This is a genomic window from Rhodococcus sp. 06-235-1A (assembly GCF_002258785.1).
In the GTDB taxonomy this organism is placed as follows: Bacteria; Actinomycetota; Actinomycetes; order Mycobacteriales; family Mycobacteriaceae; genus Rhodococcoides.
The window spans coordinates 388,053-411,311 of the sequence record NZ_NOYI01000012.1; the positions used below are offsets into that span (position 1 = coordinate 388,053).

Here is a 23,259-nt window from a genome sequence, read left to right on the forward strand (position 1 = left end):
CCACCCTAACCACCTGCGCCTGCGTCCCGTCGTCGGTTCTGCGAGACCGATACAGTCGAGGCATGACTACCGCGACCTGGACGCTCGACGCATCGGACGGTGGGCAGTTGGCCGTCCGGACGGATGTCGCCGGACGGGCATCCAAGATGGGGCATCGCCTCACGATTGCGGTGACCTCCTGGACCGCGACAGTCGAGTGGTCGGGGGACGCACCCACCGCGGTCACCCTGACCGCCGAGGTGGGTTCACTCGAGGTGATCCACGGAGAGGGTGGACTGACACCCTTGATCGGCCCGGAAAAAATGGTGGCGAAGGCAAACGCGCTCAAGAGTTTCGACGCCGACCGGTATCCATCGATTCGATTCGTTTCGGAGGAGATCACCGCCGGTGACTCCGGATTTCGGCTGGCGGGCACTGCGGAGATTCACGGCGTGTCCAGGAAGATCATCGTGGATGTGACCGCCACCGACCTCGGCGATCGTTGGCACATGGAGTCCGAAACCACTGTGCGGCAATCGGATTACAAGATCACTCCGTATTCGCAGATGTTCGGAGCCATGAAGGTGGTGGACGAGGTGATCGTGACGTTCGACGCCGAGTATCGCAAGCCCTGAGCCTTTTCAATTCACCTGCAATGGTGGACACTACGGCGGTGAGTCGAAATCGATGGATGATCGGATCGTGTGCATCGGCCCTGGCGCTGGCCGTAGCCCTGACCGCGGGCTGCAGCAGTCCCGCGACCACCTCCCCCGATGGACCTCCCGGGGTGAACGTCAACGGCGTGGGAGAAGTCCAGGGGGCACCGGACACGTTGACGACCCAGATCGGCGTCCAGGCCACCGCCGAGGACGTCACCGCCGCCATCGAACAGGCCAATACTGCGGTCGCCGAGGTGACGGACGCAGTGATCGCAGCCGGCGTCGCTCGCGAGGACATCCAGACCCAACAGGTGTCGATCGATCCGCAGTACTCCGGCGCATTGCCGGGCGGCACCTCGGCTATCTCCGGATACCAAGCCACTAACACCTTGCAGGTCACGGTGCGCGACCTGTCGAAGGCCTCCGCGGTGTTGGGCGACGCCACAGCGGCCGGCGGAAACGCGACCCGGATCTCCGGGGTCTCGTTCAAGATCGACGACGATTCCGAGCTGATCTCCGATGCTCGGTCCAGGGCGTTCGCCGATGCCCGCGATCGCGCCGAGCAGTACGCATCGCTCGCAGGCGGAGAACTCGGTGACGTTCTGTCGATCACCGAGTCGATCAGCGGCCAGGAGCAGTCGAGGACCTTCGGCGAGTCCGCCAGTTCGGCAGACATGGCGGTGCCCATCGAACCGGGACAGCAGACCGTGTCAGTGTCAGTGTCGGTGAAATGGGCGTTGAACTAAGACCCGGCGGGCGGTGGAAAGCGGTAGTTCACCGGAGTGGCCGAGAAGTCCAGAGGATTACGGACGCCGTCGGCCACTGAACCCGGAACCTGCACTCGCGGTTCGAGACCGAGCGATTCCGCGAAGGCAAACGCCTCTTCGATGGAATTGACCGGCCCCGCGGGGACGTTGCGGGCCATCAGATCTCGGTACCATTCGTCCGCGGTACGTGCCCGCAGCGCCGAGGTCAACGCGTCGACCAGGTGATCGCGATGTTCGACGCGAGCAGAATTGGACGAGAAGCGATCATCCTCGGCCATCGCAGGCAATCCGAGCACCTCGACCAGGGCCGCGAATTGCCGGTCGTTTCCCACGGCCAGTGCCAATGGACGGTCGGCAGTCTCGAACACCTCGTACGGCACGAGCGAGGGATGCTTGTTTCCCATCGGGACGGGCACAACGCCTGCCCCGAGGTACGCCGCCGACTGGTTGCTCAACGCGGAGAGCACCGACGCCATCAGCGAGGTGTGCACCTGCTGGCCAGCACCCGTCTGTGATCGATGATGCAGTGCGGCAAGGATTCCGCTCAGTGCATGTAGACCGGTGACGATGTCGACCATCGCCACTCCCACCTTGGTCGGTGTCGAGGTGTCGGGGCCGGTGACGCTCATGAGCCCGCCGACGGCTTGGACCACCAGATCGTATCCGGGGAGCGCAGCTCCTCCGCCGGTGCCGAAGCCGGAGATCGAGCAGTAGATCAGGCCCGGGTTCGATTGCGACACAGTTGAATAGCCAAGTCCGAGGCGGTCCATCGTTCCGGCGCGGAAGTTCTCGATCACGATGTCCGCGCCCGCGACGATCTCGCTCGCCTCGGCTACCCCGCTCTCGGATTGCAGGTCGATGAACCGCGATGTCTTGTTGCGATTGACCGAGTTGAAATAGGTTGCCGTACCGGAAGAGTCGTATGGCGGGCCCCACGATCGGGTGTCGTCACCGATTCCGGGTCGTTCGATCTTGATCACGTCGGCACCCATGTCGCCGAGCATCATCGTCGCGTACGGTCCGGCGAGCACCCGGGAGAAGTCCGCGACCACGAGGCCTGCGAGTGGACCGGTGGCAGCTGTCATCGGTCCACTGTATTGCCCGACAGGATGCAGTTCAGTTCAGGTCGGGAACGAACGCTCCGAGGACGGCGACCATCGTCTCCACGATGAGCTCGATGGGTGGGCGAGGGGGATCGGTGCGCGACCAGTCGGAGACGATCTCGGTGAGCGCACCGAGGAATGCCGTTGCAGCCAAACGGTATCCACCCGGCGGAACGAAATCGGAACCGACTTCCGAGCGCAGGGTGTTCTCGAAGAACTGTACCCACTGTGCACGACGGCGCGTCCGGTGCTGTTCGACGGCATCGCTGACACCCAGCGTCTCCAGGTACGAAATCCGCGCTCGGCGTGGGTCACCCCCGATCGATCCGACCAAGGCCGTCATCGCGGCGACGACCAGCGCGCGTCGATCTCGGTCGACTTGACCGTCGAGTGCGGCGACGACCGCAGCCAGCGCGTCGTCTTGGATCAGGTCGTACACATCCACGAGCAGCGCCTCACGGTTGGCGAACTCACCGTAGAACTGACTGCGCGCCAGACCGGCTGCAGCGCAGATATGCGCGACCGAGGTGGCTGCGTATCCGCGTACCCCGATGACCTCGATCCCTGCCTGCAGGAACCGTGCGCGCCGATCGGCTTTGCGCGCGGCGGACGATCGTCCCGCGTAGATGCGGCCCTGGTCGTCGGCGACAGTCACCGGCGGAGTCTACCGCCGGTGAATCGTTCGCGGCTCTGACGCCGATCGGGCCCGTCACGCCCCGATCGGCTTGCCGAACAGTCCTGCGATTATCTCGCCGACGGCATCGACGAAGAGCGGGTGTGCACGTGTGTCGAGCGCCATCGAGCCGACATCGTTCGTGCGGCAACCCGGTTCCACAGGGACACCGGCGAACCGGTCGCGCATCCACAACACCGCGCTCGGAAATGCGATCAATTCGAGGGTGATGTGCTCGCTGAAATGATCGCGGGTGTACGTGACATCGGCACCGGGACGGCTGCAGTACGAGTCGACCATCGCGTTGACCGGTCCGATCGGCACCAGCCAATCAGGGTTGGAATGGTAGACGTAGAGCGGCATGTTCGGTGTGGTGCCCCCGAGCTGCATCGCAGACAGGGCCTTCTTCACCACTGGTTGTTGAATCGGGTCGCCGTCGGTGTGCAGGAAGCCCTTCAGGTTGACGAACGGCAGCAGCGCCGAGCTGTAACCGACACAGAGATTGTCCTTCGCCGCGAACAACGCCCGGCCGAACGGATCGATATGTTCGTCGACGAAGTCGGCCAACTCGGGATCTTCACGACTGGCACCGATGATCCCGGCAGCGACGATGCCCGAACCGAGAGTGTTGTTCGCGTTGTCGACCAGAGCTCCGAGCTCAGCGGGAGTTCCGCCCTCGGTGACTCCGACGATATCGAGCTCAGGGGCGTAGCGTCCGGCCAGTTCGGCTGCATGTCCGGTCGCTATCGCGCCGCCGGAATAGCCGCTCATCCCCACCTTGGTGGCCTCCCCGTCCAACTGCATCGGCGCGAAGTTCTCGGCCGCTCGGATTCCGTCGAGTGTGATCCGACCGGCGACCGGCCCTGCGGCGAACGAGTTGTTCGGGCCTTGATGATCGGGTACCGATACCGCCCACCCCTGCGCCAACGCTGCCTGCACTTCGAGGAATTGAGCACCCGACGTCACCGCGCCCGTCACCGGCCAGTGAATCGCACCCGCGCGCATCGCATACGAAGGCGCGCAGTAGGCGGCGAGAGAATCCTCGGCCAGCTGGATGGATATCAAGGGCCGCGGTGCCGTGGGGACGCCACGAGGCTTGATGACCGTGGTCACGGCAGCGATCGGCTCGTCGCGACCGTTGTTGGACCGGAACGACAACTGCCATGCGTCGACCTGTGTGGGGATGACGTTGAGAGTGGCCAGTTCGACCGGCCGCGCAGCGATGATCTGACCCGGCGAGGCCGCGGCCACCACGTCGGCGGGCGGAAGGTAGAAGTCGGTGTCGAACTCCGGAATCTTCGGCCACGTGAACGGTGCCAGAGGCGGCTGAATGTCCACCGCGGGCGAATCGGGTGCAGCAGCAGCGGGCGTCGCCATGGCGGCGAAAGCCGCCGCGGCGGTCATCACGCTGATCGCTGTACGCAGCGTCCAAGAGCGGGCAGAAGACACGGGTGTACTCCTTCGCGCCGGAGGACGGGATCCACAGGAGGCGCGCCCGGCGACGGTTCGTACAGCGCATCCGTCCATCTTGGACACCGATGTCCGAGATGGTGCTCAGAACTGTAGAGCGAAGTGGCGTAGATAACAATCCCCGAATCGAAAGAGATTCAGAAGTGAACCGATCCCAAGTGCACTGGGTTGCGCCCGTTCGTCACGCGACCGCGAAAGACCGCTTCGCCAAGCCGAACTGGAAGCCGGTGATGGCCGTCGTCACCGGAGCTTCCGGATTCTCGGCGGCACCGAGCGTGACGAACAGCGGCGTGAAGTGTTCGACGGTCGGGTGGGCATAGGGCATTCCCGGTGCGGCACTGCGGAAGTCGGCGAGAGTCCCGACGTCACCGCGAGACAAGGCGTCGGCCGCCCAGAGATCGAAGTCCTCGGACCACGTCGGCACGGTATTGGTGGTGAAGTTCTCGCGGGACAGAAACGGCAACCCATGCGTCATGAATCCCGAGCCGATGACCAAGACACCCTCGGCGCGAAGCTCTTTCAGCGCAGCGCCTATCGCCATCAGCCGATCGGGAGCATGCGTCGGCAGGCTCAACTGCAGAACGGGGACATCGGCGTACGGGTACATCACCTTCAGCGGAACCCAGGCACCGTGATCGAGTCCGCGAGAGGTGTGTCGGTGCAGATTTTCCGACGCCGGGATTGCCGCGGCAACGCGAGCGGCCAGCGCCTCGGCGTCGGGCGTCCGATATTCCATCGAGTAGTAGCGCTGGGCGAAACCACCGAAGTCGTAGACCAGCGGTGTCGCGCCTGCTGAGGCGGACAGGCTCAGCGGAGCCTCCTCCCAGTGCGCGCTGACGATGAGGATCGCCTTCGGCTTCGGCATCGACTGCGACCAGGTGAACAGCTGGTCCATCCAGAGTGCGTCGTCGAAGACCGGGGGTGCACCGTGGCTGATGTACAGGGCGGGCATCGGCCCGTCGTTCGGGGTCCACATCTGCTGCGACCTGCTCGCGGGTGCGGAATCGGCGAGAAACGCGTCGAACGCTGCTCCCGCGACGGGCGGGTTGACCACAGATGTCATGAGGGGTCCTTCGAGTGCTTAAGTTGAACCTTCAACCTACCACTCGAAGGACCGATCAGCTACCCCACGACGACGCGGCCACCTCCGGGCAGGTTGGGAGTGTCCGTCGTGATCGTGAGATCGACGCGGCCCGCACCGGTAGTGAGAGCGATCGGCTCGGTCGATATCCCACCCGCCGAACCGGATCGGCCGTTGTCGATGTTCGTCCACACCACGGTCACCGGAACCGGCAGCAGGCCCACCGCAGACGAGCCCATGTCGCCCGCACCCGAAATCTTGCTCGCCGTCGTCACCGTGACTTTCCCTGCCTCGATCACCGTCGCCGTTGCCTCGACCGGACCCGACCCGAAGCTGACGCCGTGTTGGAAGAAGACGAATGCCTGTACCGGCCTGAGCTCCGTAGTGGTCGCGGCCGACGCGGCGCCCGCCGACCCCAGCGTCAGGACTCCCGCCACCAGCGGTGCCGCCACGAGGCGAATGACTCTTTTTCTCGAATACACGATGCTCCCCATTTCGTTGGATTCGTCCGATGTCAGAGATCATCGTGCAACGGACCAGCAGGTCTGTAAACCCCTCGGGCTCTAGGCTCGGCTGTATGCCGAATGTCTATCGCGCACCGATGCCGGACGGCGTCGAGCGTGCCCTCACCTTCGGATTCTGCGGCATGGCGGCCGACGACGAACGGTCTCTACGACGGGTCGAGCGCTTCGAGCAGGTTGCGGACGGATCCTTCGTCTGGACGCGAACCGCACGTGGCGAGTACTTCCTCGGCCGAATCTCCGGCCCACTGCGGGAAGATCGCAGTGACGATGCAGTGGCGTCGAACATGACCTTCGTACGCGACTGTGAGTGGACGGGCGAGCCCGTCCCCGAGCACGAGGTACCCGCTGCCACGCTCAGCACATTCGCCCGTGGCGGGCGAAACTTTCAGCAGACCCACGACCCGCTGGTCGCCGCAGAGTCGGCTAGCGTGTGGCGAGCGCGAGGTCGCTGACCTGGGGATCGACCTGAACAACCGAGTAGCCCTCGATCTCGAACTTGTTCTCGCCCTCGGGCGGTCCGAGCACGGCGCGAACAATCAGCGTCGCGGCGGCAGCGACGAGTGCGATCACGATGACCACTGCTGCCACGATCAGCAGGGTCCGTGGGCCACCGAACAGGTTCTTCGAGCTCATGCGTCCATCATGACCCCTCCGGGTTGGGACACGAATCGCGCCTGCTCGAGTAATAAATGTGTTGATCAGATGGTTTCGTGGTTACAGTGAATCCGTGACCGATTCACCCGAGCCCGATTTCTGGTCGTTCATCGACACCGCCAACACCACGCTGGCCCGGGATTACGGGTTCGAGCACCAATTGGCCACCGAGGTTCTGCTGACACTCAACCGGGCGTCGAACATCGTCACCTACGACTTGGAGGCGACGGTTCACCGCCCCCGAGGCTGGTCGTGGTCGTCGTTTCGGCTGATGTTCGTGACGTGGCTGGCAGGCCCGATCGAACCGCGACGAGCAGCAGAACTCACCGGCATGAGCCGCGCTGCCGTCTCGAACCTGTCCAAGACTCTCGTCGCCGGCGGCCTGCTCGCCAGCACACCCGACGAGAAGGACGGGCGTTCGGTGCGCCTCGCCCTCACCGCGCAGGGGCACGACGAGATGGTCGAGGCGTTTGCCGAACAGAACGAACGGGAGAACGCGTGGGCCAGCGCGCTCACCGAACCCGAACAACGAATTCTGGTGATGCTGTTGACCAAACTCATCACTCACCGCAGCCAGTTCGACGTGCGGGGACGCAACTGACGGTTGCATAGATCACGTCAAACTAGTTAATGTATTTACTACAGGCGGTCAACGGAACACAGGAGCGACGACGTGGCCTACTACCGGCAGCTCGGATCGGTACCTCCGAAGCGACACACCCAGCACCGAACTCCAGAAGGCAACCTCTACTTCGAGGAGCTGATGGGCGAAGAGGGCTTCTCGTCGGACTCGTCTCTGCTCTATCACCGCCACATACCGTCGGCCATCGTCGATGCGACGGTATGGGAACTCCCCGACCAGTCGACGACGCCCAACCATCCACTCGTGCCGCGGCACCTGAAGTTGCACGAGCTGTTTCCCGAATCCACGGTGCCCGGCACCGACGTCGTCACCGGCCGGCGACTCGTCCTCGGCAACGCCGATGTGCGACTCTCCTACGTCGTCGCCTCGAAAACCTCTCCGCTGTATCGCAATTCGATCGGTGACGAGACGATCTACATCGAATCCGGTTCTGCCACCGTCGAAACGGTGTTCGGTACTCTCCAGGCACAGCAGGGCGACTACGTGCTCATTCCGCGCGCGACGACGCACCGTTGGATTCCTGACGGCCCCCTTCGTGCCTACGCCATCGAAGCCAACAGTCACATCGCGCCGCCGAAGCGGTTCCTGTCGAAGTACGGCCAGCTGCTCGAGAACGCTCCCTACTGCGAACGCGATCTCCACGGCCCCACCGAGCCGCTGGTCGTCGAAGGCAGCGACGTGGAAGTGCTTGTCAAACACCGCGGTTCGACGGGCATCGTCGGAACGCGATACGTCTACCCGCAGCACCCGTTCGACGTGGTGGGGTGGGACGGCTGCCTGTACCCGTACATGTTCAACATCTCCGACTACGAGCCGATCACCGGCCGTGTGCATCAACCGCCGCCTGCGCATCAGGCATTCGAAGGAGCCAACTTCGTGATCTGTAATTTCGTTCCGCGCAAGGTCGACTACCACCCGCTGGCAATCCCGGTGCCGTACTACCACTCCAACGTCGACTCCGACGAGATCATGTTCTACGTCGGCGGCGACTACGAGGCCCGTAAGGGCTCCGGAATCGGCCAGGGTTCCATCTCGGTGCATCCGGGCGGTCACGCTCACGGGCCGCAACCCGGTGCCTACGAACGCAGTATCGGTGCCGAGTTCTTCGACGAACTCGCCGTCATGGTCGATACGTTCCGCCCGCTCGAACTGGGCGAAGGTGCGCTCGCATGCGAGGACACAGGCTACGCCTGGACGTGGGCAGGCCGGGGACCGAACCGATGATTCCCACGTTCTTCCATCGCCTGTGCGACGACGCCGCTGTCTTCCCTCCCGGCAATGCACCACTCGATGTTGCTGCGGCACAACATCTCGAGTACCGCGCCAGTTCCTTCGCAGACCTCGTCGGCCCGTTGGTCGTTCCGATGGACCGGGTGAACGAGCTCGTCCTCGGTGCTCGAATGGAAGTGGCGTTGACCGCACCTGCAGGCCCGGGCAGCGTGGAGGCAGGCCTGCGGGTCGCCGACCGTACCGCCGGGGTGACGGTTGTTGCCGTCGAAGTGGCCGTACCCGATGGCACGAAAATCGACGCCTTGCGCACCATCACTCACGACATCGACATCTATGTCGAAATTCCCCGAGACTCCCGACGAGACGACATCTTCGACGCAGTCGACGAGTTCGGGTATCGCGCCAAATTCAGGACCGGCGGCGTCACGGCCGACCAGTATCCGGACGAACGGGAACTCGCTGCGTCCATCCACGAGGCGGCACGGCGCGAGGTCCACTTCAAAGCCACCGCGGGTCTGCACCATGCTGCCCGTAATACCGATCCCGACAACGGGTTCGAGCAGCACGGTTTCCTCAACGTGATCCTTGCGGCCGAAGCCGCGCACAGCGGCGCTCGCGTCGGTGAGCTCGAGAAGATACTGGCGATCCGGGACGCCGACGTCCTCGCCGGGCTCGTCGCCGGGATCGAGGGACAGCGTGCATTCGCCTCCTTCGGCACCTGCAGCATCCGGGAACCCCTGGACGATCTCGTCCGCCTCGGACTCGTCCCACCTCAGTGAACCAAGGAGCGCGCCGTTCATGACGCACATCGACATTCCCGCCGATTCCGAGTTCGGAATCCACAACCTCCCCTATGGCATTTTCAGTACTCCCGGTTCGGACGCTCGGGTCGGGGTCCGGTACGGCGACAATGTGATCGATCTGATTGTCGCTCTCGACGATTCAGATTTCGCCTCGCCCAGCCTGAACGCGTTCATGGCCCGCGGACGCAGTCGCTGGGTGGAGGTACGCACGGCCGTCACCGACATGCTCATCAGTGGCACAACCCCCGCGGAAGCAATCGTGTCCGTTTCCGATGTCACGATGCACCTGCCGTTCGAGGTGGCCGACTACGTGGACTTCTACGCCTCCGAGCACCACGCGTCCAATCTCGGCCGACTCTTCCGGCCGGACGCCGAACCGCTGCTACCGAATTGGAAGCACCTGCCCGTCGGTTATCACGGACGGGCCGGCACAGTTGTCGTCTCCGGCACCGACATCAAGAGGCCTTCCGGCCAACGCAAGGCACCCGACGAGCCGTCGCCCACCTTCGGTCCGAGTCGGCGACTCGACATCGAAGCAGAGATGGGCTTCGTCGTCGGCGTACCGTCCGACGGTCCCATCTCGCCGGATCGGTTCTCCGAGCACGTGTTCGGAGCCGTCATCGTCAACGACTGGTCGGCTCGCGACATTCAGGCCTGGGAGTACGTGCCACTCGGGCCCAACCTCGGCAAGAGTTTCGCGACGTCCATCTCGCCCTGGGTGGTGCCCTTGCTCGCATTGGAGCAGGCGCGAGTCTCGACGCCGGTGCAGGATCCTGAGCCGCTCGAGTACCTGCGCGAATCTCGTTCCTGGGCACTTGACATCGACCTGACGGTCTCGTGGAACGACCACATCGTTTCGCGCCCACCGTACAGTGCGATGTACTGGTCGCCGGCCCAGATGCTCGCGCACGAGACCGTCAACGGTGCGAGCAGCCGAACCGGTGACCTGTTCGCCTCGGGCACCATCTCGGGACCCGAGAAGAATCAGCGCGGCGCGTTCATCGAACTCACCTGGGGCGGTGCGGAACCGGTGTCACTCGGATCGGAGACCCGTACGTTCCTCGAGGACGGTGACGAGGTCGTCATCGCCGCGAGTGCCCCGGGGCCGGGCGGATCTCGCATCGGCTTCGGCGATGTCCGTGGCCGGATCGTGCCGGCCTGACCCGCCTCTACCACTCCGGCCGGACCACCAGAGACTGCTCGATCTCCGACGCGGCATCGCACACGGCCCGCCCCCAGAGAAGCCCTGCAGTCGTGGGCACCCGCTCGATCGGACCTGCCACGCAGACGGCCGCGACGATGCGCCCGTCCCGGCGAACCGGGGCGCTCACCGATGTCAGCCCTGGGGTTCGTTCGGACGCCGATTCCCACCACCCGAGGGCGCGGCTGTCGGCGTCGGCGTCGAGATCGCCGGCCAACACGTGACCGGCCGACCCCGGTCCGAGAGGCAGTAGCGCCCCCACGGGCAACGACGCCCGGAGTTCGTGCTGTGAATCCTCCGATACCAGGCACAACCGATGCGATCCCCGCAGTACCCACAACTGGGCGGATTCTCCGGTCTCCTGCCGCAGGCGCCGGAGAATCGGTACGGCGAGCCCGCCGAGAGTGGAGGTACCGAAGCGATCACCGGGATGAAGAAGGCCGTCGTTGTCCCGGCGGAGCATCGAGTACCGCACCATCTCGCCGACCAGCCGATAGACCGTCGATGCAGACAGGCCAAGCATCTTGGCGAGGTCGCCGGTGGTCCGCGGACACGCCTCGACCGCATTGAGAATCGCCGCGGCCCGAGCCAGAACCCCGGTAGTGGTGTCGGCGCTACCGTCCGTCACTGCTGTCGACCTCCGTTTTCGATTCCCACGCAGTATCGGCAACATGACCGACACTGCCACCGCAGCATAGGTGTTCGGCGGTCTACGACGCTGTCAGCAGGGCCGAGCGCCACGGTGGACGTTGGCCAGATCGCGGTAGGTGAGCGCATTGACTATGCAATGCTCGACCTCCTCGTCGGTCAATTCCCGCCGAACTTTGGCGGGGACACCCGCCACCAATGATCTGGGCGGAATACGAGCGCCTTCGGTCACCAGCGCGCCCGCTGCAATGAGGCAGTTCTCTCCCACCACGGCACCGTTCATGATGACGGCAGCCATGCCGACCAATGTTCCGTCGCCGACGGTGCAACCGTGCAAGACGGCATTGTGTCCCACACTCACGTTCGCACCGATAGTGAGCGGAAAGCCCGGATCGACATGTGCGACAACGCCGTCCTGAATGTTGGACCCACCGCCGATCGTGATCTCCTCCGAGTCGGCACGCAGAACGGCCCGATACCAGACACTGCTGTCCTGGCCCAGATTCACTCGTCCGACGAGCGTCGCAGTGGGGGCGACCCACGCGGACGCGTCGACGATCGGAGATCCGCACTCGAGCGCGAGCAGCAACGACCCTGAGCTCGTATCGGTCATGAGTTCCTGTTCCTTCCATCGGCACAGCTATTTCGGGAATCCAGGTCACAGTGGTTGTGATTAGTGATCCAGCACACTATAGTCATTCCTACCAGAAGATAATTCAGTTATCAAATAATGATAATCAAGCAATCTTCGCTCGGACCTACTACCCAACTGCAGGGAGTGACCACCGGTGTCCATCACCACTGAGAACGGCCCTTTGCACGGAATCCGTGTGATCGAGCTGGGCAATTTCATCGCCGCACCATTTGCCAGTCGCCTTTTCGCCGACTTCGGTGCCGACGTCATCAAGATCGAACGCCCCGGCGTCGGCGACGAACTCCGCGGCTGGCGTCGAAGCCGCGGAGACACCTCCATGATGTTCAGGACCATTGCTCGCAACAAACATTCGGTGACTCTCGATCTGCGTACCGACGAAGGCCGCGATCTCGCGCTGAAGTTGGTCGAGACCGCCGATGTCGTCGTGGAGAACTTCCGGCCCGGCACCCTCGAGCGTTGGGGCCTCGGGCCCGACCGCCTACAGGAAGCCAATCCCGACGTGGTCATGGTCCGTATCTCGGGTTACGGCCAAACCGGCCCACATCGAGACCGAGCCGGGTTCGGCGGCGTAGCAGAAGCATTCGGCGGATTGCGTCACGTCACCGGTCACGCGGATCGCGAGCCCGTTCGGCCGGCAGCACCCATCGGCGACGTCCTGGCCGGACTCCACGGGGCCGTCGGTGCCCTGGTTATGCTGCTCGCTCGCGAACGGAGCGGAGATCATTCTCGGCCCAAGGTCGCCGATGTCGCACTCTACGAGGCAGTGTTCATGGCCATGGAGTCGCTGGTCCCGGACTTCGACGCATACGGCACCGTCCGCCAGCGCACAGCGGGCAATCTTCCCGGCGTGGTCCCCAGCGGGATCTATCCGTCTCAGGACGGCAGCGTCATGATCGCCGGAAACTCGAGTAGCGTGTTCGGACGGCTCATGACCGCGGTGGGGCGAACTGACCTGGCCGACGACCCCGAGCTGGCGAACGGCGACAAACGATTTGCGCGCGAGGCCGAGCTCGACGGAGCCATCTCCGACTGGACGTCGGTAAGGCCGACTGCTGTTGTCGTCGACGAACTCGGTGCCGCCGGTATACCCGTCGGAGAAGTGTTCGATGCAGCTCAGATCGCAGAGGACGAACACTTCGTTTCACGCGGAATGGTGCAACCTCTGAAAGTCTCTGTGGAACAGGGCAGTACCGAGGAGGTGCGCTTCCCCGGTGTGGTTCCACGATTCGGCGATACCGCCACGGCCGTCAAGTGGGCGGGCCCGGATCTGGGCGAGCACACCGACGATGTCCTCGGCCGCACACTCGGGCTCACCGAGGAGCAGCTGGACGATCTCCGCGCCAGGAAGGTGATCTGAGATGCCTCGCGTACACATCACCGACGTCTATCTCCGCGACGGTTTGCAGGACGAGAAGTGCATCGTCCCCACCGAGGACAAGCTCGCCGTGCTCGACGCCACCCTTGCGTCGGGCATCACGTCCCTCGAGATCGCGTCGTTCGTCTCTGCCACCCGAGTGCCGCAGATGGCCGATGCGGAGGACGTCATAGCGCGCGCACCGCGCCGATCCGAAACCCGTTACAGTGCATTGACTTTGAACAGCCGTGGCGTCCATCGGGCCGCCGAGACGGACATCGACGTGATCCAGATTGTCACCTCCGCCAGCGAGGGCCACAGCCGCGCCAACGCCGGCCGCTCGCCCGACGACGCGTTGCGCGACCTGAGTTCCGCGGTCGCACTGCACCCGGACCGCACGTTCATCGGTGGAGTCAGTACCGCCTTCGTGTGCCCGTTCGACGGCGTCATCACGCCCGAGCGGCTCGTCGAGGTGTGTGAACGTATGGCCGACACCGGTGTATCGAGCCTCGGTCTGGCGGATACTCTGGGGATCGCCACCACCGATCAGGTACTGACCGGTGTCGACGCCGTCCGAACAGCCCTGCCGCAGTTGACAATCAGCCTGCATCTACACAATGCTCACGACCAGGCGCTCGAGACGGCGGTACGTGCAGTATTCGACCTCGAGGTCGAATATTTCGACAGCGCACTCGCCGGGTACGGCGGTTGTCCCTTCGCCCCAGGCGCGCACGGAAATCTCGCTACCGAGGAACTGGTCGACACATTCCATCGTGCCGGAATCCACACTGGCATCGATACGTCTGCCCTTGCCAACGCCGCCGCTCTCGCTCGCACGGTGGTCGGCCGAGGCCGTCCACTCCTCACACCCACGCACTGATGTCGCGGGCTACGGCCCGTACGCCGCCGCGCTCTCGCGGCCCACCTCATCCCCCTGCCCGAAAGGCCAGCCATGGTCTACGCAATCTCGATCGTCGCCCTGATCGCCATCTTCACGGTCGCCACGATCACACCCATCAACATGGGTCTACTCGCCTTCGCCGGTGCCTTCATCGTCGGTGGCGCGATATCCGGCATACCCGTCGAAGATGTCATCGACGCTTTCCCCGGCAGTACCTTCATCATCGTCGGCGGCATCACGCTGCTGTTCGCCATCGCCAAAGCCAACGGAACCATCGACGTCGTCATCGATCGATCCCTCCGACTGGTGGGCGGACGACGCTGGGCCATCCTGTGGATGATGTTCCTGCTGTCCGGTCTACTGATGGCTCTGGGATCCGTTCTGGCCGTGGGCATGCTGGCCCCGATCGCGATGCCACTCGCCAAGCGCAACAACATCAATCCCTTCCTGATGGGCATGGTCGTCAGCCACGGCGCTCTCGCCTGCTGCTTCTCGCCGATCAACCTGTACGGTGCCTTCGTCAACGGCCTGATGGACTCCACCGGCGTGGGCTCACACCCACTGGCCCTGTTCCTCATCCCGTTCGTGCTCAACACGCTCATCGCGCTCGTACTCTTCCTGGTTCTCGGCCGCGACCTCATTCGAGACCGCACGCGTGCCTTCGATGTCCAGGACTTGCGCGACCACGAAGGCGGACTGCCCGTCCCCTCGGGGCCACGCCCGGGTCATACCGGACTGCCCAAAGGCAGTGGAGGCGGCACTTCCGTGAAGGTCGAGGTCGATCACATCGAATCTTCATCGGTCACAACGGTTCCGAATGAGAACGTCCCGCTCACCCGAGTACGGGTACTCACACTGCTCGGTATCGCAGCGCTGGTTCTGTTGTCCGTGACGTTGGGAGTCGACATCGGCGTCAGCGCGATCTGCGTGTCGGTCGTGTTGCTGCTGTTGGCACCCAAGACCCACCCCAAGGTGGTCGACAACATCGCCTGGCCTGCAGTGGTTCTGGTCTGCGGTGTTCAGACGTACATGGCGGTCATGACCCAGAACGGCACATTGGGATTCCTCGGCGACGCCGCCTCGGCCCTCGGATCACCCCTGTTGACGGCGCTCATCCTGTGCTACGCGGTGGCGATCATCTCGGCATTCGGATCGTCGATCGGCACCATCGGTATCGCACTGCCGCTTGCCGCACCTCTGCTCGCGGCCGGCGAACTCGGTTCCATCGGATTCGTTGCTGCCATTGCCTTCTCGGCTACCGTGGTGGACGTGAGCCCGTTCTCCACCAACGGGGTCATGGTTCTGGCCGAAGCCCGAGTGGACGACAAGGCCCGATTCCAACGAAAGATGCTCGGCTACTGCGGATTGGTCGTTCTCATCGCTCCGCCGACCGTATGGCTGCTGACGGTGGTTGCGCCCTCGATGATCTGACCCGAACGCCTCGGCGGCCCCTGCCTCGACCCGTACGCGCTCAGTCGTGCGTTCGTCGATAGGCAGGGGCCTTCGGCGTTCTCTCGGGCTCGGCGGTGTTCAGCAATGGCATCGCTCGAAACGCGACCAACTCCGAGAGCACGACCACACTGGTGGACCGCGCGATCGTACGAGACTGGTTGAGCACGATCAGAGTTCGCTGCAGATCGTCATGAGACGCCGCGGCGACCCGGCACAGCACATCTCCAGCTCCGGTCGTCGCGAACGCTTCCAACACCCCGGGTATCTGCTCCAGGACGGCGACGACGTCACCGAGCGCGCCCTGGGCAATCTCCAACGTGACGAACGCCTGAACGCCGTAACCGGCTGCTGCCAGACCGATTCGAGGCTGATAGCCGGTGATGACGCCACTGTCCTCCAAACGCTGCAGACGGGCCGACACAGTCGCGCGTGCAACACCGAGCGTTCGCGACAGCTCGAGTACGCCGATCCTCGAATTGTCATGCAGCGCAGCGAGCATTGCCCGGTCCAACTCGTCCATTGTGGATTCCATTGCATACCTCCGTTTTGCTAGGCGAATTGTATAGCAAACTGCGTCTACCCCTGGCCCATCTGTACAGCATCGATAGTAAGAGTTGGGTCGATTGACACCTTTCACCGGCAATGTTTGAGTCATCAGGACAGTTCGCGCAGCTCGAACCGAAGGCGGCCGAAATGCTTGTCGCCGCGCCCGATCCATCACCTGAACCAGGGAGACTTCATGAGCCTCGACAACATCCTCAACGATGACGAAAGACTGGCCGATCTCGATGCCGAGCAATTGCGTCAGCTCGTCGGCCTCGTGGAGTACGACGACAAGCGCGACCCCTTCCCGGTCAGCGGCTGGGACGCGATCGTGTGGGTGGTCGGCAACGCGACGCAGACCGCGCATTTCTTCCAGTCCGCGTTCGGCATGGAGCTCGTTGCGTACTCGGGCCCGACGACCGGCCAACGTGACCACCACGCCTACGTCCTCAAGTCGGGCGCAGTGCGTTTCGTCATCAAGGGAGCCGTCGACCCCGACAGCGAACTGGTGGCACACCACACGCGCCACGGCGACGGCGTCGTCGACATCTCGCTGGCCGTGCCGGATGTGGACCGTTGCATCGAGCATGCGCGAGCCCAGGGCGCGCGAGTACTGCAAGAGCCGACCGACATGTCCGACGAGCACGGCACGGTCCGCACCGCGGCGATCGCGACCTACGGCGACACCCGACACACGTTGGTCGACCGCTCGCGCTACACCGGCACCTATCTGCCCGGCTACGTACCCCGGACGTCGACTCTGCAACGTCCCGAAGGCGCTCCCAAGCGCATCTTTCAGGCTCTCGATCACGTGGTCGGCAACGTCGAGCTCGGCAAGATGGACGAGTGGGTCGACTTTTATCACCGCGTCATGGGCTTCACGAACATGGCCGAGTTCGTCGGGGCAGATATCGCCACCGATTACTCGGCGCTGATGAGCAAGGTCGTCTCCAACGGCAACCATCGGGTGAAGTTTCCGCTGAACGAACCGGCCATCGCCAAGAAGCGTTCACAGATCGACGAGTACCTGGACTTCTACCGCGGCCCAGGCGCACAGCATCTGGCGCTCGCCACCAACGACATCCTGTCCTCGGTCGATGCGCTCCGCGCGGCAGGCGTCGAATTCCTCGCAACTCCCGATTCGTACTACGAGGATCCCGCACTGCGAGCCCGGATCGGTAACGTCCGAGTGCCGATCGAAGAGTTGCAGAAGCGCGGTATTCTGGTCGACCGAGACGAGGACGGGTATCTGCTGCAGATCTTCACCAAGCCGCTGGTCGATCGCCCGACGGTGTTCTTCGAGATGATCGAACGCCATGGCTCGCTCGGCTTCGGCATCGGCAACTTCAAAGCACTGTTCGAGGCCATCGAGCGCGAGCAGGACGCTCGCGGCAACTTCTGAGTCGTGATCTGTTCGACGCCGCCCACCGTCAGCGTTCGGTGGGCGGCGCCGTTCGTCCTAGACCACCTCGGTCCTCATCGAAGATCAGCCACGTGCGGGTTGCCCGAACGCCGTCGAGCGATTGCAGCCCCTCCAGCACCACTTGCCGCAAACTCTCGTTGTCGGGAGTCCTGATCAGAACCAGCACGTCGAAATCGCCACCGAGCAAACTGAAGTGGTCTACGAACTCCATCGACCGCAACCCCTCGGACACACTGCGCCACGAATCCTGACGGATGGACAGCGCGATGAATGCAGAGGTGCCGAGCCCGGACGCCGCGTGATCCACCTGCACGGTGAACCGTTCGATGACGCCCGCATCCTTGAGCCGGTCCACCCGCGTATAGGTATGTGCACGAGAGAGATTCAACCGATCGGCCAGCACCCGCATCGAGACCCGACCGTCGGCGGTCAGCTCGATGAGGATGCGCCGATCCGTGTCGTCCAATTCCACACGTCTCGAGACGTCGTCCATTCGTCCGCTCCTACCTCGTAGTTCGTTGCGCCGATCGGACACATTTCGTGTCTGCATAGAGGTTTGCAGCCATACGTCTGCAATTCTACGACCATCGGGCTTCTTCCTCACCGAATCGGCCAGAATCGCCGTACAAGTCGATTTCAGGAGAGTGCGACATGACGACCGTCGAGAAGGTTCCGGCAACGTCCTACCAACAGTTCATGCCTGCCGACCGTCCCGTGCAGTACCTCGCACCCGATGGGACGGGCGTGGACAGTGCCGCCCGCTACGCACACCCGTCGAACGAACGCCTGCTGGAGATGTACCGCTCGATGGTGCACGGTCGCCGATTCGACCAGCAGGCAACGGCATTGACCAAGCAGGGCCGGCTCGCGGTCTATCCCTCCTCGCGCGGACAAGAAGCCTGCCAGATTGCCGCCGCCCTGTGCCTGGGTGAGCAGGATTGGATGTTCCCCACGTACCGAGACTCGATGGCTCTCGCGGCGCGAGGCGTCGACCAGGTGGAGTTGCTCGGTATGCTCGCCGGCTACTGGCACTGCGGGTACGACCCGACCGCCTACAAGGTCGCACCTCAATGCACGCCCCTGGCAACACAATTGCTGCACGCGACCGGTTTCGCATATGCCGAGGCCAAGCAGGGCCGAGACACCATCGCACTCGCGTTCTGCGGAGACGGAGCGACCAGTGAGGGCGACTTCCACGAGGCCCTCAACTTCGCCGCCGTGTTCCGTGCCCCAGTCATCTTCCTGGTCCAGAACAACGGCTTCGCCATCAGCGTTCCACTCGCGCGTCAGACTGCAGCTCCGTCGTTGTCGCACAAAGGCGTCGGCTACGGAATCGGCAGCGAGCAGGTGGACGGCAATGACCCGATCGCAATGATGGCCGTGATGGACGAGGCCGTGAAGTACGTCAGAGCAGGCAAGGGCCCTGTCGTCGTCGAGGCACATACCTACCGCATGGATGCGCACACCAATGCCGACGACGCCACTCGCTACCGCAAGGCAGACGAGGTCGAGGGATGGCTGGCCCGAGATCCGCTCTCGCGCCTCGATTCCTACCTCGAAGCCCAGGGTCTTCTCACCGACGAGCTCCGCGGGCAGATGACGGTATCCGCCGACGCCGACGCTGCGGCACTTCGCGCAGGCATGAACGTCGAGCAGGACGTCGACCCCGAGGATCTGTTCCGCTTCGTCTACTCCTCCCCCACCCCTGGCCTGACCGAACAACGCAATCAGGTCGCCGCCGAAATCGCTGCAGGAGAACTGTCATGACCACGATGACCATGGCCGGAGCCCTCAACGCCGCTCTGCGCGACGCGTTGACCGAGGACGACAAGGTCGTCGTCTTCGGCGAGGACGTCGGCACGCTCGGTGGTGTCTTTCGCGTCACCGACGGACTGACCCGAGACTTCGGTGACGATCGCTGCTTCGACACCCCGCTCGCGGAGTCGGGCATCGTAGGATTCGCGATCGGGATGGCGATGTCGGGCTACAAGCCCGTCGTCGAGATGCAGTTCGACGCCTTCGCCTACCCGGCATTCGAGCAGATCGTGTCCCACGTTGCCAAGCTGCGCAACAGAACTCGTGGATCACTCACCGCGCCGATGGTCATTCGGATTCCGTTCGCCGGTGGTATCGGCGGCGTCGAGCACCACTGCGACTCGTCCGAGGCCTACTACGCCCACACTCCTGGCCTCAAGGTCGTCTCGCCGTCCACCGTCGCCGACGCCTACTCGCTGATGCGCGACGCCATCGCCGACCCCGATCCGGTGATCTTCCTCGAACCGAAGCGGCTGTACTTCTCCAAGGACGACATCGAGCTCACCAAGACCGAGCCGATCGGCACGGCCGTCGTGCGCCGTGCCGGTACCGACGTCACGCTTCTCGCGTACGGCCCCACCGTGTCGGTGGCCACGCAGGCCGCAGAGTTCGCGGCCGAGGACGGCCGGAGCGTCGAGGTGATCGACCTGCGTTCGCTCAATCCGTTCGACGACGCGACCGTTGCGGCCTCGGTACGTAAGACCGGACGCTGCATCGTGATTCAGGAAGCACAGGGCTTCTCCGGCGTCGCGGCGGAAATCGCGTCACGGGTATCCGAGCGCTGCTTCCATCACCTGCACGCTCCGGTACTTCGAGTGACCGGACTCGACATTCCCTACCCTGCACCGAAACTCGAGCACTTCCACCTGCCGTCCGCCGACCGCGTTCTCGATGCCATGGACCGACTGCAGTGGAACGATGCTCCCGACCTCAGCAAGGCGGTCACGGTATGAGCATGCAGGTATTCCTGCTCCCCGATCTCGGTGAAGGACTGACCGAAGCCGAGATCGTGGAGTGGAAGGTCAAGCCCGGCGACACCGTCACCATCGATCAGGTTGTCGTCGAGGTCGAAACTGCAAAAGCGTCCGTCGAGGTGCCGTGTCCCTTCGAGGGTGTGGTCGGCGAACTGCACGCCGCCGAGGGCACTTCACTGGCCGTCGGCGCGCCGCTGATCAGCATCACCGGCGGTGCCGTCGCCGATACGCCTGCGGCCCACGAGCGTTACCGCGAAGAAGAGCGCGCCGGTTCGGGCAATGTGCTGATCGGCTACGGCACGGGGCACGGTCCGACCAACCGTCGCAAACGGAGAGCGGCTGCGCCGCAGGTGAGCGGAAACTCGACCCAGGCTACGAATAGGAGCGGAGCCTGCGGAGCGACCAGCGAACAGAGCCGCTCACATGCACCGAAGGTGCTCTCCCCCATCGTTCGGGGCATGGCGTTGCAGGGTGGGCTCGATCTGACGTCTATCGGTACCGCCGGCGGCCACGGCGTGATCACCCGCGCGGACGTCGAGCGAGCCTTGGCCGGTTCGACCGTTGCTTCCTCGCCGGAGGGCGTCACGCGGATCCCGATCACCGGTATCCGTAAGACCATCGCAGACAAACTCTCTCGCAGTCGCTCGGAGATACCCGAAGCGACCGTCTGGGTCGACGTCGACGCGACGGCTCTGCTGCAGGCCCGACGTGACCTCGACGCTTCCATCGACGGAGTCAAGGTGACGCTGTTGGCGGTGCTGGCCAAGCTGACGATGATCGCGCTGGCCAAGTTCCCGGAGCTCAACAGCACGGTCGACACCGCTGCAGGCGAGATCCTGCGTTACGAGAATGTCGGACTCGGCATTGCCGCGCAGACCGATCGCGGACTGATGGTTCCCGTTGTGCCGCAAGCCGACAAGGCCGATCTGAAGGAACTGTCCGAGCGGCTGGCCGAGTTGACCGAACTCGCACGGACCGGTTCTCTCCCTGCAGCTCGACTGAGCGGTGGAACCTTCACGCTGAACAACTACGGCGTGTTCGGGGTCGACGGCTCGGCCGCGATCATCAACCACCCCGAGGCCGCCATCTTGGGCATCGGACGCATCATCGACCGCCCGTGGGTGGTCGACGGCCAATTGGCCGTCCGCAAGGTTGCGCAGCTGTCGTTGGCGTTCGATCACCGCGTGTGCGACGGCGGAGTGGCCGGCGGGTTCCTGCGCACTGTTGCCGATTTCGTCGAGAACCCCGTCGTGGCATTGGGTTCCGTCCGATGAGTGACGTCGACGTTCTCATCCTCGGTGGCGGATCAGGTGGGTACTCCTGCGCCCTACGCGCCGAGCAACTCGGCCTGACGGTCGCATTGGTCGAGGAGGACAAGCTCGGTGGCACCTGCCTGCACCGCGGATGTATCCCCACCAAGGCACTGCTGCACACCGCCGAGGTGGCCGACGCGGTGCGCAGTGCGGCGCATGTCGGCGTCACCGCATCGTTGACGGGCGTGGACATGCCTGCGGCACTGGGCTATCAGCGCACTGTGGTCGCCGGCCTGTACTCCGGACTGCAAGGGTTACTGAAGCGTCCAGGCATCGAGATCGTCTCCGGCCGGGGACAGGTGGTCGGTCCTCGTACCGTCGAGGTGAACGGTCGACGCATCACCGGTGCCTCGCTGGTGCTCGCGACCGGGTCGTATTCGCGCACCATTCCGGGCATCGAGCTTGGACCTCGCGTTCTCACCAGCGACGACGCATTGGCGCTCGACCGAGTACCGGAGTCCGTCGTCGTACTGGGCGGCGGAGTCATCGGCATCGAATTCGCCAGCATCTGGGCCTCTTTCGGCGCCAAGGTCACCGTCGTCGAGGCCCTCGATCGCATCGTTCCCGGTGAGGACGAATGGTCTTCGAAGCAGCTGACCAAGGCATTGCGCAAACGCGGCATCGACATTCGTACCGGCACCAAGGTCGAGACAGTCACCGAGTCGTCCGACGACGTCGCGGTGGCGCTGTCCTCCGGCGACACCCTCTCGGCGGATCTCGTGCTCGTCTCCGTCGGACGCGGCCCCCGCACCGATGGCCTTGGTCTGGCCGAGCAGGGCATCGCCACCGAACGTGGCTTCGTCACTGTCGACAACAATCTGCTCACCACCGCGGCGAGCGTTTATGCCGTCGGCGACATCGTGGCGGGCTATCAGTTGGCTCACCGCGGATTCCAGCACGGCATGTTCGTGGCCGAGCACTTTGCCGGACTCGCGCCGGCACGTATCGACGGCGATCTCGTTCCGCGCGTGACCTATTCACATCCCGAGGTGGCGTCGGTCGGTCTCACCAAGAAGGCCGCGGAGCAGAAGTACGGCACCGTGACCTCGGTGGTCTACGACCTCGGCGGCAATGGCAAGAGCCGCATCCTGTCCACTGCCGGTGGAGTCAAAGTCATCCGAGCCCGCGACGACGGCCCGGTAGTCGGCGTCCACCTCGTCGGTGACCGGGTAGGCGAGCTGATCGGCGAGGCACAACTCGCGGTTGCGTGGGAGGCCTTACCGTCGGAGGTCGGCAGTTTCGTGCATGCCCACCCCACGCAGGGCGAGGCACTCGGTGAGGCCATGATGGCGTTGTCGGGACGGCCGTTGCACGCGCACAGCTGAAAGATTTTCGAGTGGGTCGCACCACCGTTCCCGTTCGTTCTTGTAGACCAAGTTCCTCGCGCGACCGTC

Annotated in this window: 25 protein-coding genes; 15 read left to right on the top strand and 10 right to left on the bottom strand. The window is 64.0% G+C overall.

The annotated features are described in order from the left end of the window. Positions 1-62: 62 nt before the first annotated feature. Together CH275_RS12295 and CH275_RS12300 are read left to right on the top strand one after the other, a co-directional pair. Complete coding sequence (locus CH275_RS12295) at positions 63-614, top strand: YceI family protein (protein WP_094678392.1); 552 nt, start codon at positions 63-65, stop codon at positions 612-614. Positions 615-652: 38 nt separating this feature from the next. After that, positions 653-1,384, top strand: coding sequence for an SIMPL domain-containing protein (locus CH275_RS12300; RefSeq protein ID WP_256990989.1), 732 nt, complete (start codon positions 653-655; stop codon positions 1,382-1,384). Here the strand turns inward: CH275_RS12300 and CH275_RS12305 are convergent. The 5 genes from CH275_RS12305 to CH275_RS12325 all read right to left on the bottom strand — a co-directional run bounded on the left by CH275_RS12305 (position 1,381) and on the right by CH275_RS12325 (position 6,184). After that, positions 1,381-2,490: a CaiB/BaiF CoA transferase family protein gene (locus CH275_RS12305; RefSeq protein ID WP_094678394.1), complete on the bottom strand. Its 1,110-nt coding sequence runs from the start codon at positions 2,488-2,490 to the stop codon at positions 1,381-1,383. The two genes, CH275_RS12300 and CH275_RS12305, sit on opposite strands and share 4 nt — an antisense overlap. Before the next feature lie 31 nt (positions 2,491-2,521). Then, complete coding sequence (locus CH275_RS12310; RefSeq protein ID WP_094678396.1) at positions 2,522-3,163, bottom strand: TetR/AcrR family transcriptional regulator; 642 nt, start codon at positions 3,161-3,163, stop codon at positions 2,522-2,524. A gap of 54 nt (positions 3,164-3,217) precedes the next feature. Beyond that, positions 3,218-4,630: a lipase family protein gene (locus CH275_RS12315; protein ID WP_441347269.1), complete on the bottom strand. Its 1,413-nt coding sequence runs from the start codon at positions 4,628-4,630 to the stop codon at positions 3,218-3,220. A 202-nt stretch (positions 4,631-4,832) separates the two neighbouring features. Next, positions 4,833-5,714: a dioxygenase family protein gene (locus CH275_RS12320; RefSeq protein WP_094678398.1), complete on the bottom strand. Its 882-nt coding sequence runs from the start codon at positions 5,712-5,714 to the stop codon at positions 4,833-4,835. 59 nt (positions 5,715-5,773) lie between these two features. Beyond that, positions 5,774-6,184, bottom strand: a complete 411-nt coding sequence (locus CH275_RS12325; protein WP_094678400.1) for a hypothetical protein — start codon at positions 6,182-6,184, stop codon at positions 5,774-5,776. A 125-nt stretch (positions 6,185-6,309) separates the two neighbouring features. On the opposite strand from CH275_RS12325, the gene CH275_RS12330 reads away from it, so the two are divergent. Further along, positions 6,310-6,708 (top strand): hypothetical protein, encoded by a 399-nt coding sequence (locus CH275_RS12330; protein WP_094678402.1) that lies wholly within the window; start codon positions 6,310-6,312, stop codon positions 6,706-6,708. Here CH275_RS12330 and CH275_RS12335 read toward each other — a convergent pair. Next, the gene (locus CH275_RS12335) at positions 6,680-6,889 is read right to left on the bottom strand and encodes a hypothetical protein (protein ID WP_094678404.1); all 210 of its coding nucleotides are present in this window, start codon (positions 6,887-6,889) and stop codon (positions 6,680-6,682) included. The genes CH275_RS12330 and CH275_RS12335 overlap by 29 nt on opposite strands. Before the next feature lie 94 nt (positions 6,890-6,983). Here CH275_RS12335 and CH275_RS12340 point away from each other — a divergent pair, with 94 nt between their 5' ends. The 4 genes from CH275_RS12340 (at position 6,984) to fahA (ending at position 10,748) form a co-directional block, all read left to right on the top strand. Then, positions 6,984-7,511 carry a MarR family winged helix-turn-helix transcriptional regulator gene (locus CH275_RS12340; RefSeq protein ID WP_094678740.1) on the top strand — a complete coding sequence of 176 codons (528 nt, stop codon included), beginning with the start codon at positions 6,984-6,986 and terminating at the stop codon, positions 7,509-7,511. Positions 7,512-7,583: 72 nt separating this feature from the next. Next, a complete protein-coding gene (locus tag CH275_RS12345; protein WP_094678406.1) occupies positions 7,584-8,777 on the top strand; it encodes a homogentisate 1,2-dioxygenase in 1,194 nt (397 codons plus the stop codon). Then, on the top strand, positions 8,723-9,562 hold the full coding sequence (locus tag CH275_RS12350) for a hypothetical protein (RefSeq protein ID WP_179276114.1): 840 nt from the start codon (positions 8,723-8,725) through the stop codon (positions 9,560-9,562). Before CH275_RS12345 ends, CH275_RS12350 begins: the two co-directional genes overlap by 55 nt. 19 nt (positions 9,563-9,581) lie before the next feature. Continuing rightward, the gene (gene fahA / locus CH275_RS12355) at positions 9,582-10,748 is read left to right on the top strand and encodes a fumarylacetoacetase (RefSeq protein WP_094678408.1); all 1,167 of its coding nucleotides are present in this window, start codon (positions 9,582-9,584) and stop codon (positions 10,746-10,748) included. A 7-nt stretch (positions 10,749-10,755) separates the two neighbouring features. Here the strand turns inward: fahA and CH275_RS12360 are convergent, their stop codons facing one another. Together CH275_RS12360 and CH275_RS12365 are read right to left on the bottom strand one after the other, a co-directional pair. After that, positions 10,756-11,415, bottom strand: coding sequence for an IclR family transcriptional regulator (locus CH275_RS12360; RefSeq protein WP_256990990.1), 660 nt, complete (start codon positions 11,413-11,415; stop codon positions 10,756-10,758). 93 nt (positions 11,416-11,508) lie between these two features. After that, a complete protein-coding gene (locus tag CH275_RS12365; RefSeq protein WP_094678410.1) occupies positions 11,509-12,048 on the bottom strand; it encodes a gamma carbonic anhydrase family protein in 540 nt (179 codons plus the stop codon). A 175-nt stretch (positions 12,049-12,223) separates the two neighbouring features. Here CH275_RS12365 and CH275_RS12370 point away from each other — a divergent pair, with 175 nt between their 5' ends. The 3 genes from CH275_RS12370 to CH275_RS12380 all read left to right on the top strand — a co-directional run bounded on the left by CH275_RS12370 (position 12,224) and on the right by CH275_RS12380 (position 15,776). Then, the gene (locus CH275_RS12370) at positions 12,224-13,447 is read left to right on the top strand and encodes a CaiB/BaiF CoA transferase family protein (protein WP_256990991.1); all 1,224 of its coding nucleotides are present in this window, start codon (positions 12,224-12,226) and stop codon (positions 13,445-13,447) included. Between the two features lies 1 nt (position 13,448). Continuing rightward, the gene (locus CH275_RS12375) at positions 13,449-14,324 is read left to right on the top strand and encodes a hydroxymethylglutaryl-CoA lyase (protein ID WP_094678412.1); all 876 of its coding nucleotides are present in this window, start codon (positions 13,449-13,451) and stop codon (positions 14,322-14,324) included. Positions 14,325-14,396: 72 nt separating this feature from the next. Then, a complete protein-coding gene (locus CH275_RS12380; RefSeq protein ID WP_094678414.1) occupies positions 14,397-15,776 on the top strand; it encodes an SLC13 family permease in 1,380 nt (459 codons plus the stop codon). Positions 15,777-15,816: 40 nt separating this feature from the next. On the opposite strand, the gene CH275_RS12385 is transcribed toward CH275_RS12380, so the two are convergent. After that, positions 15,817-16,329, bottom strand: coding sequence for an Lrp/AsnC family transcriptional regulator (locus CH275_RS12385; protein WP_032379902.1), 513 nt, complete (start codon positions 16,327-16,329; stop codon positions 15,817-15,819). A 207-nt stretch (positions 16,330-16,536) separates the two neighbouring features. On the opposite strand from CH275_RS12385, the gene hppD reads away from it, so the two are divergent. Beyond that, positions 16,537-17,742: a 4-hydroxyphenylpyruvate dioxygenase gene (gene hppD, locus CH275_RS12390; RefSeq protein ID WP_094678748.1), complete on the top strand. Its 1,206-nt coding sequence runs from the start codon at positions 16,537-16,539 to the stop codon at positions 17,740-17,742. 28 nt (positions 17,743-17,770) lie between these two features. Here hppD and CH275_RS12395 read toward each other — a convergent pair whose 3' ends face one another. Further along, entirely contained in the window at positions 17,771-18,256 is a 486-nt protein-coding gene (locus CH275_RS12395) for an Lrp/AsnC family transcriptional regulator (protein WP_094678416.1), read from the bottom strand. A gap of 158 nt (positions 18,257-18,414) precedes the next feature. Here CH275_RS12395 and pdhA point away from each other — a divergent pair, with 158 nt between their 5' ends. From pdhA to lpdA, 4 genes are read left to right on the top strand one after another with little or no spacing between them, the layout of a single operon-like run. Beyond that, positions 18,415-19,530, top strand: coding sequence for a pyruvate dehydrogenase (acetyl-transferring) E1 component subunit alpha (pdhA, locus tag CH275_RS12400; protein ID WP_094678418.1), 1,116 nt, complete (start codon positions 18,415-18,417; stop codon positions 19,528-19,530). Continuing rightward, positions 19,527-20,531 carry an alpha-ketoacid dehydrogenase subunit beta gene (locus tag CH275_RS12405; protein ID WP_094678420.1) on the top strand — a complete coding sequence of 335 codons (1,005 nt, stop codon included), beginning with the start codon at positions 19,527-19,529 and terminating at the stop codon, positions 20,529-20,531. The genes pdhA and CH275_RS12405 overlap by 4 nt, the downstream gene beginning before the upstream one ends. Continuing rightward, positions 20,528-21,826 carry a dihydrolipoamide acetyltransferase family protein gene (locus CH275_RS12410; RefSeq protein WP_094678422.1) on the top strand — a complete coding sequence of 433 codons (1,299 nt, stop codon included), beginning with the start codon at positions 20,528-20,530 and terminating at the stop codon, positions 21,824-21,826. Before CH275_RS12405 ends, CH275_RS12410 begins: the two co-directional genes overlap by 4 nt. After that, complete coding sequence (lpdA, locus tag CH275_RS12415) at positions 21,823-23,190, top strand: dihydrolipoyl dehydrogenase (protein WP_094678424.1); 1,368 nt, start codon at positions 21,823-21,825, stop codon at positions 23,188-23,190. Before CH275_RS12410 ends, lpdA begins: the two co-directional genes overlap by 4 nt. Positions 23,191-23,259 lie beyond the last annotated feature (69 nt).

Excerpts from the sequence above, each read along its gene's own strand:
- CH275_RS12295 (WP_094678392.1), top strand. The coding sequence starts at position 63 with ATGACTACCGCGACCTGGACGCTCGACGCATCGGACGGTGGGCAGTTG.
- CH275_RS12305 (WP_094678394.1), bottom strand. The coding sequence starts at position 2,490 with ATGACAGCTGCCACCGGTCCACTCGCAGGCCTCGTGGTCGCGGACTTC.
- CH275_RS12320 (WP_094678398.1), bottom strand. The coding sequence starts at position 5,714 with ATGACATCTGTGGTCAACCCGCCCGTCGCGGGAGCAGCGTTCGACGCG.
- CH275_RS12330 (WP_094678402.1), top strand. The coding sequence starts at position 6,310 with ATGCCGAATGTCTATCGCGCACCGATGCCGGACGGCGTCGAGCGTGCC.
- CH275_RS12335 (WP_094678404.1), bottom strand. The coding sequence starts at position 6,889 with ATGAGCTCGAAGAACCTGTTCGGTGGCCCACGGACCCTGCTGATCGTG.
- CH275_RS12350 (WP_179276114.1), top strand. The coding sequence starts at position 8,723 with ATGCGAGGACACAGGCTACGCCTGGACGTGGGCAGGCCGGGGACCGAA.
- fahA (WP_094678408.1), top strand. The coding sequence starts at position 9,582 with ATGACGCACATCGACATTCCCGCCGATTCCGAGTTCGGAATCCACAAC.
- CH275_RS12365 (WP_094678410.1), bottom strand. The coding sequence starts at position 12,048 with ATGACCGATACGAGCTCAGGGTCGTTGCTGCTCGCGCTCGAGTGCGGA.
- CH275_RS12375 (WP_094678412.1), top strand. The coding sequence starts at position 13,449 with ATGCCTCGCGTACACATCACCGACGTCTATCTCCGCGACGGTTTGCAG.
- CH275_RS12380 (WP_094678414.1), top strand. The coding sequence starts at position 14,397 with ATGGTCTACGCAATCTCGATCGTCGCCCTGATCGCCATCTTCACGGTC.
- CH275_RS12385 (WP_032379902.1), bottom strand. The coding sequence starts at position 16,329 with ATGGAATCCACAATGGACGAGTTGGACCGGGCAATGCTCGCTGCGCTG.
- hppD (WP_094678748.1), top strand. The coding sequence starts at position 16,537 with ATGAGCCTCGACAACATCCTCAACGATGACGAAAGACTGGCCGATCTC.
- CH275_RS12395 (WP_094678416.1), bottom strand. The coding sequence starts at position 18,256 with ATGGACGACGTCTCGAGACGTGTGGAATTGGACGACACGGATCGGCGC.
- pdhA (WP_094678418.1), top strand. The coding sequence starts at position 18,415 with ATGACGACCGTCGAGAAGGTTCCGGCAACGTCCTACCAACAGTTCATG.
- CH275_RS12405 (WP_094678420.1), top strand. The coding sequence starts at position 19,527 with ATGACCACGATGACCATGGCCGGAGCCCTCAACGCCGCTCTGCGCGAC.
- CH275_RS12410 (WP_094678422.1), top strand. The coding sequence starts at position 20,528 with ATGAGCATGCAGGTATTCCTGCTCCCCGATCTCGGTGAAGGACTGACC.
- lpdA (WP_094678424.1), top strand. The coding sequence starts at position 21,823 with ATGAGTGACGTCGACGTTCTCATCCTCGGTGGCGGATCAGGTGGGTAC.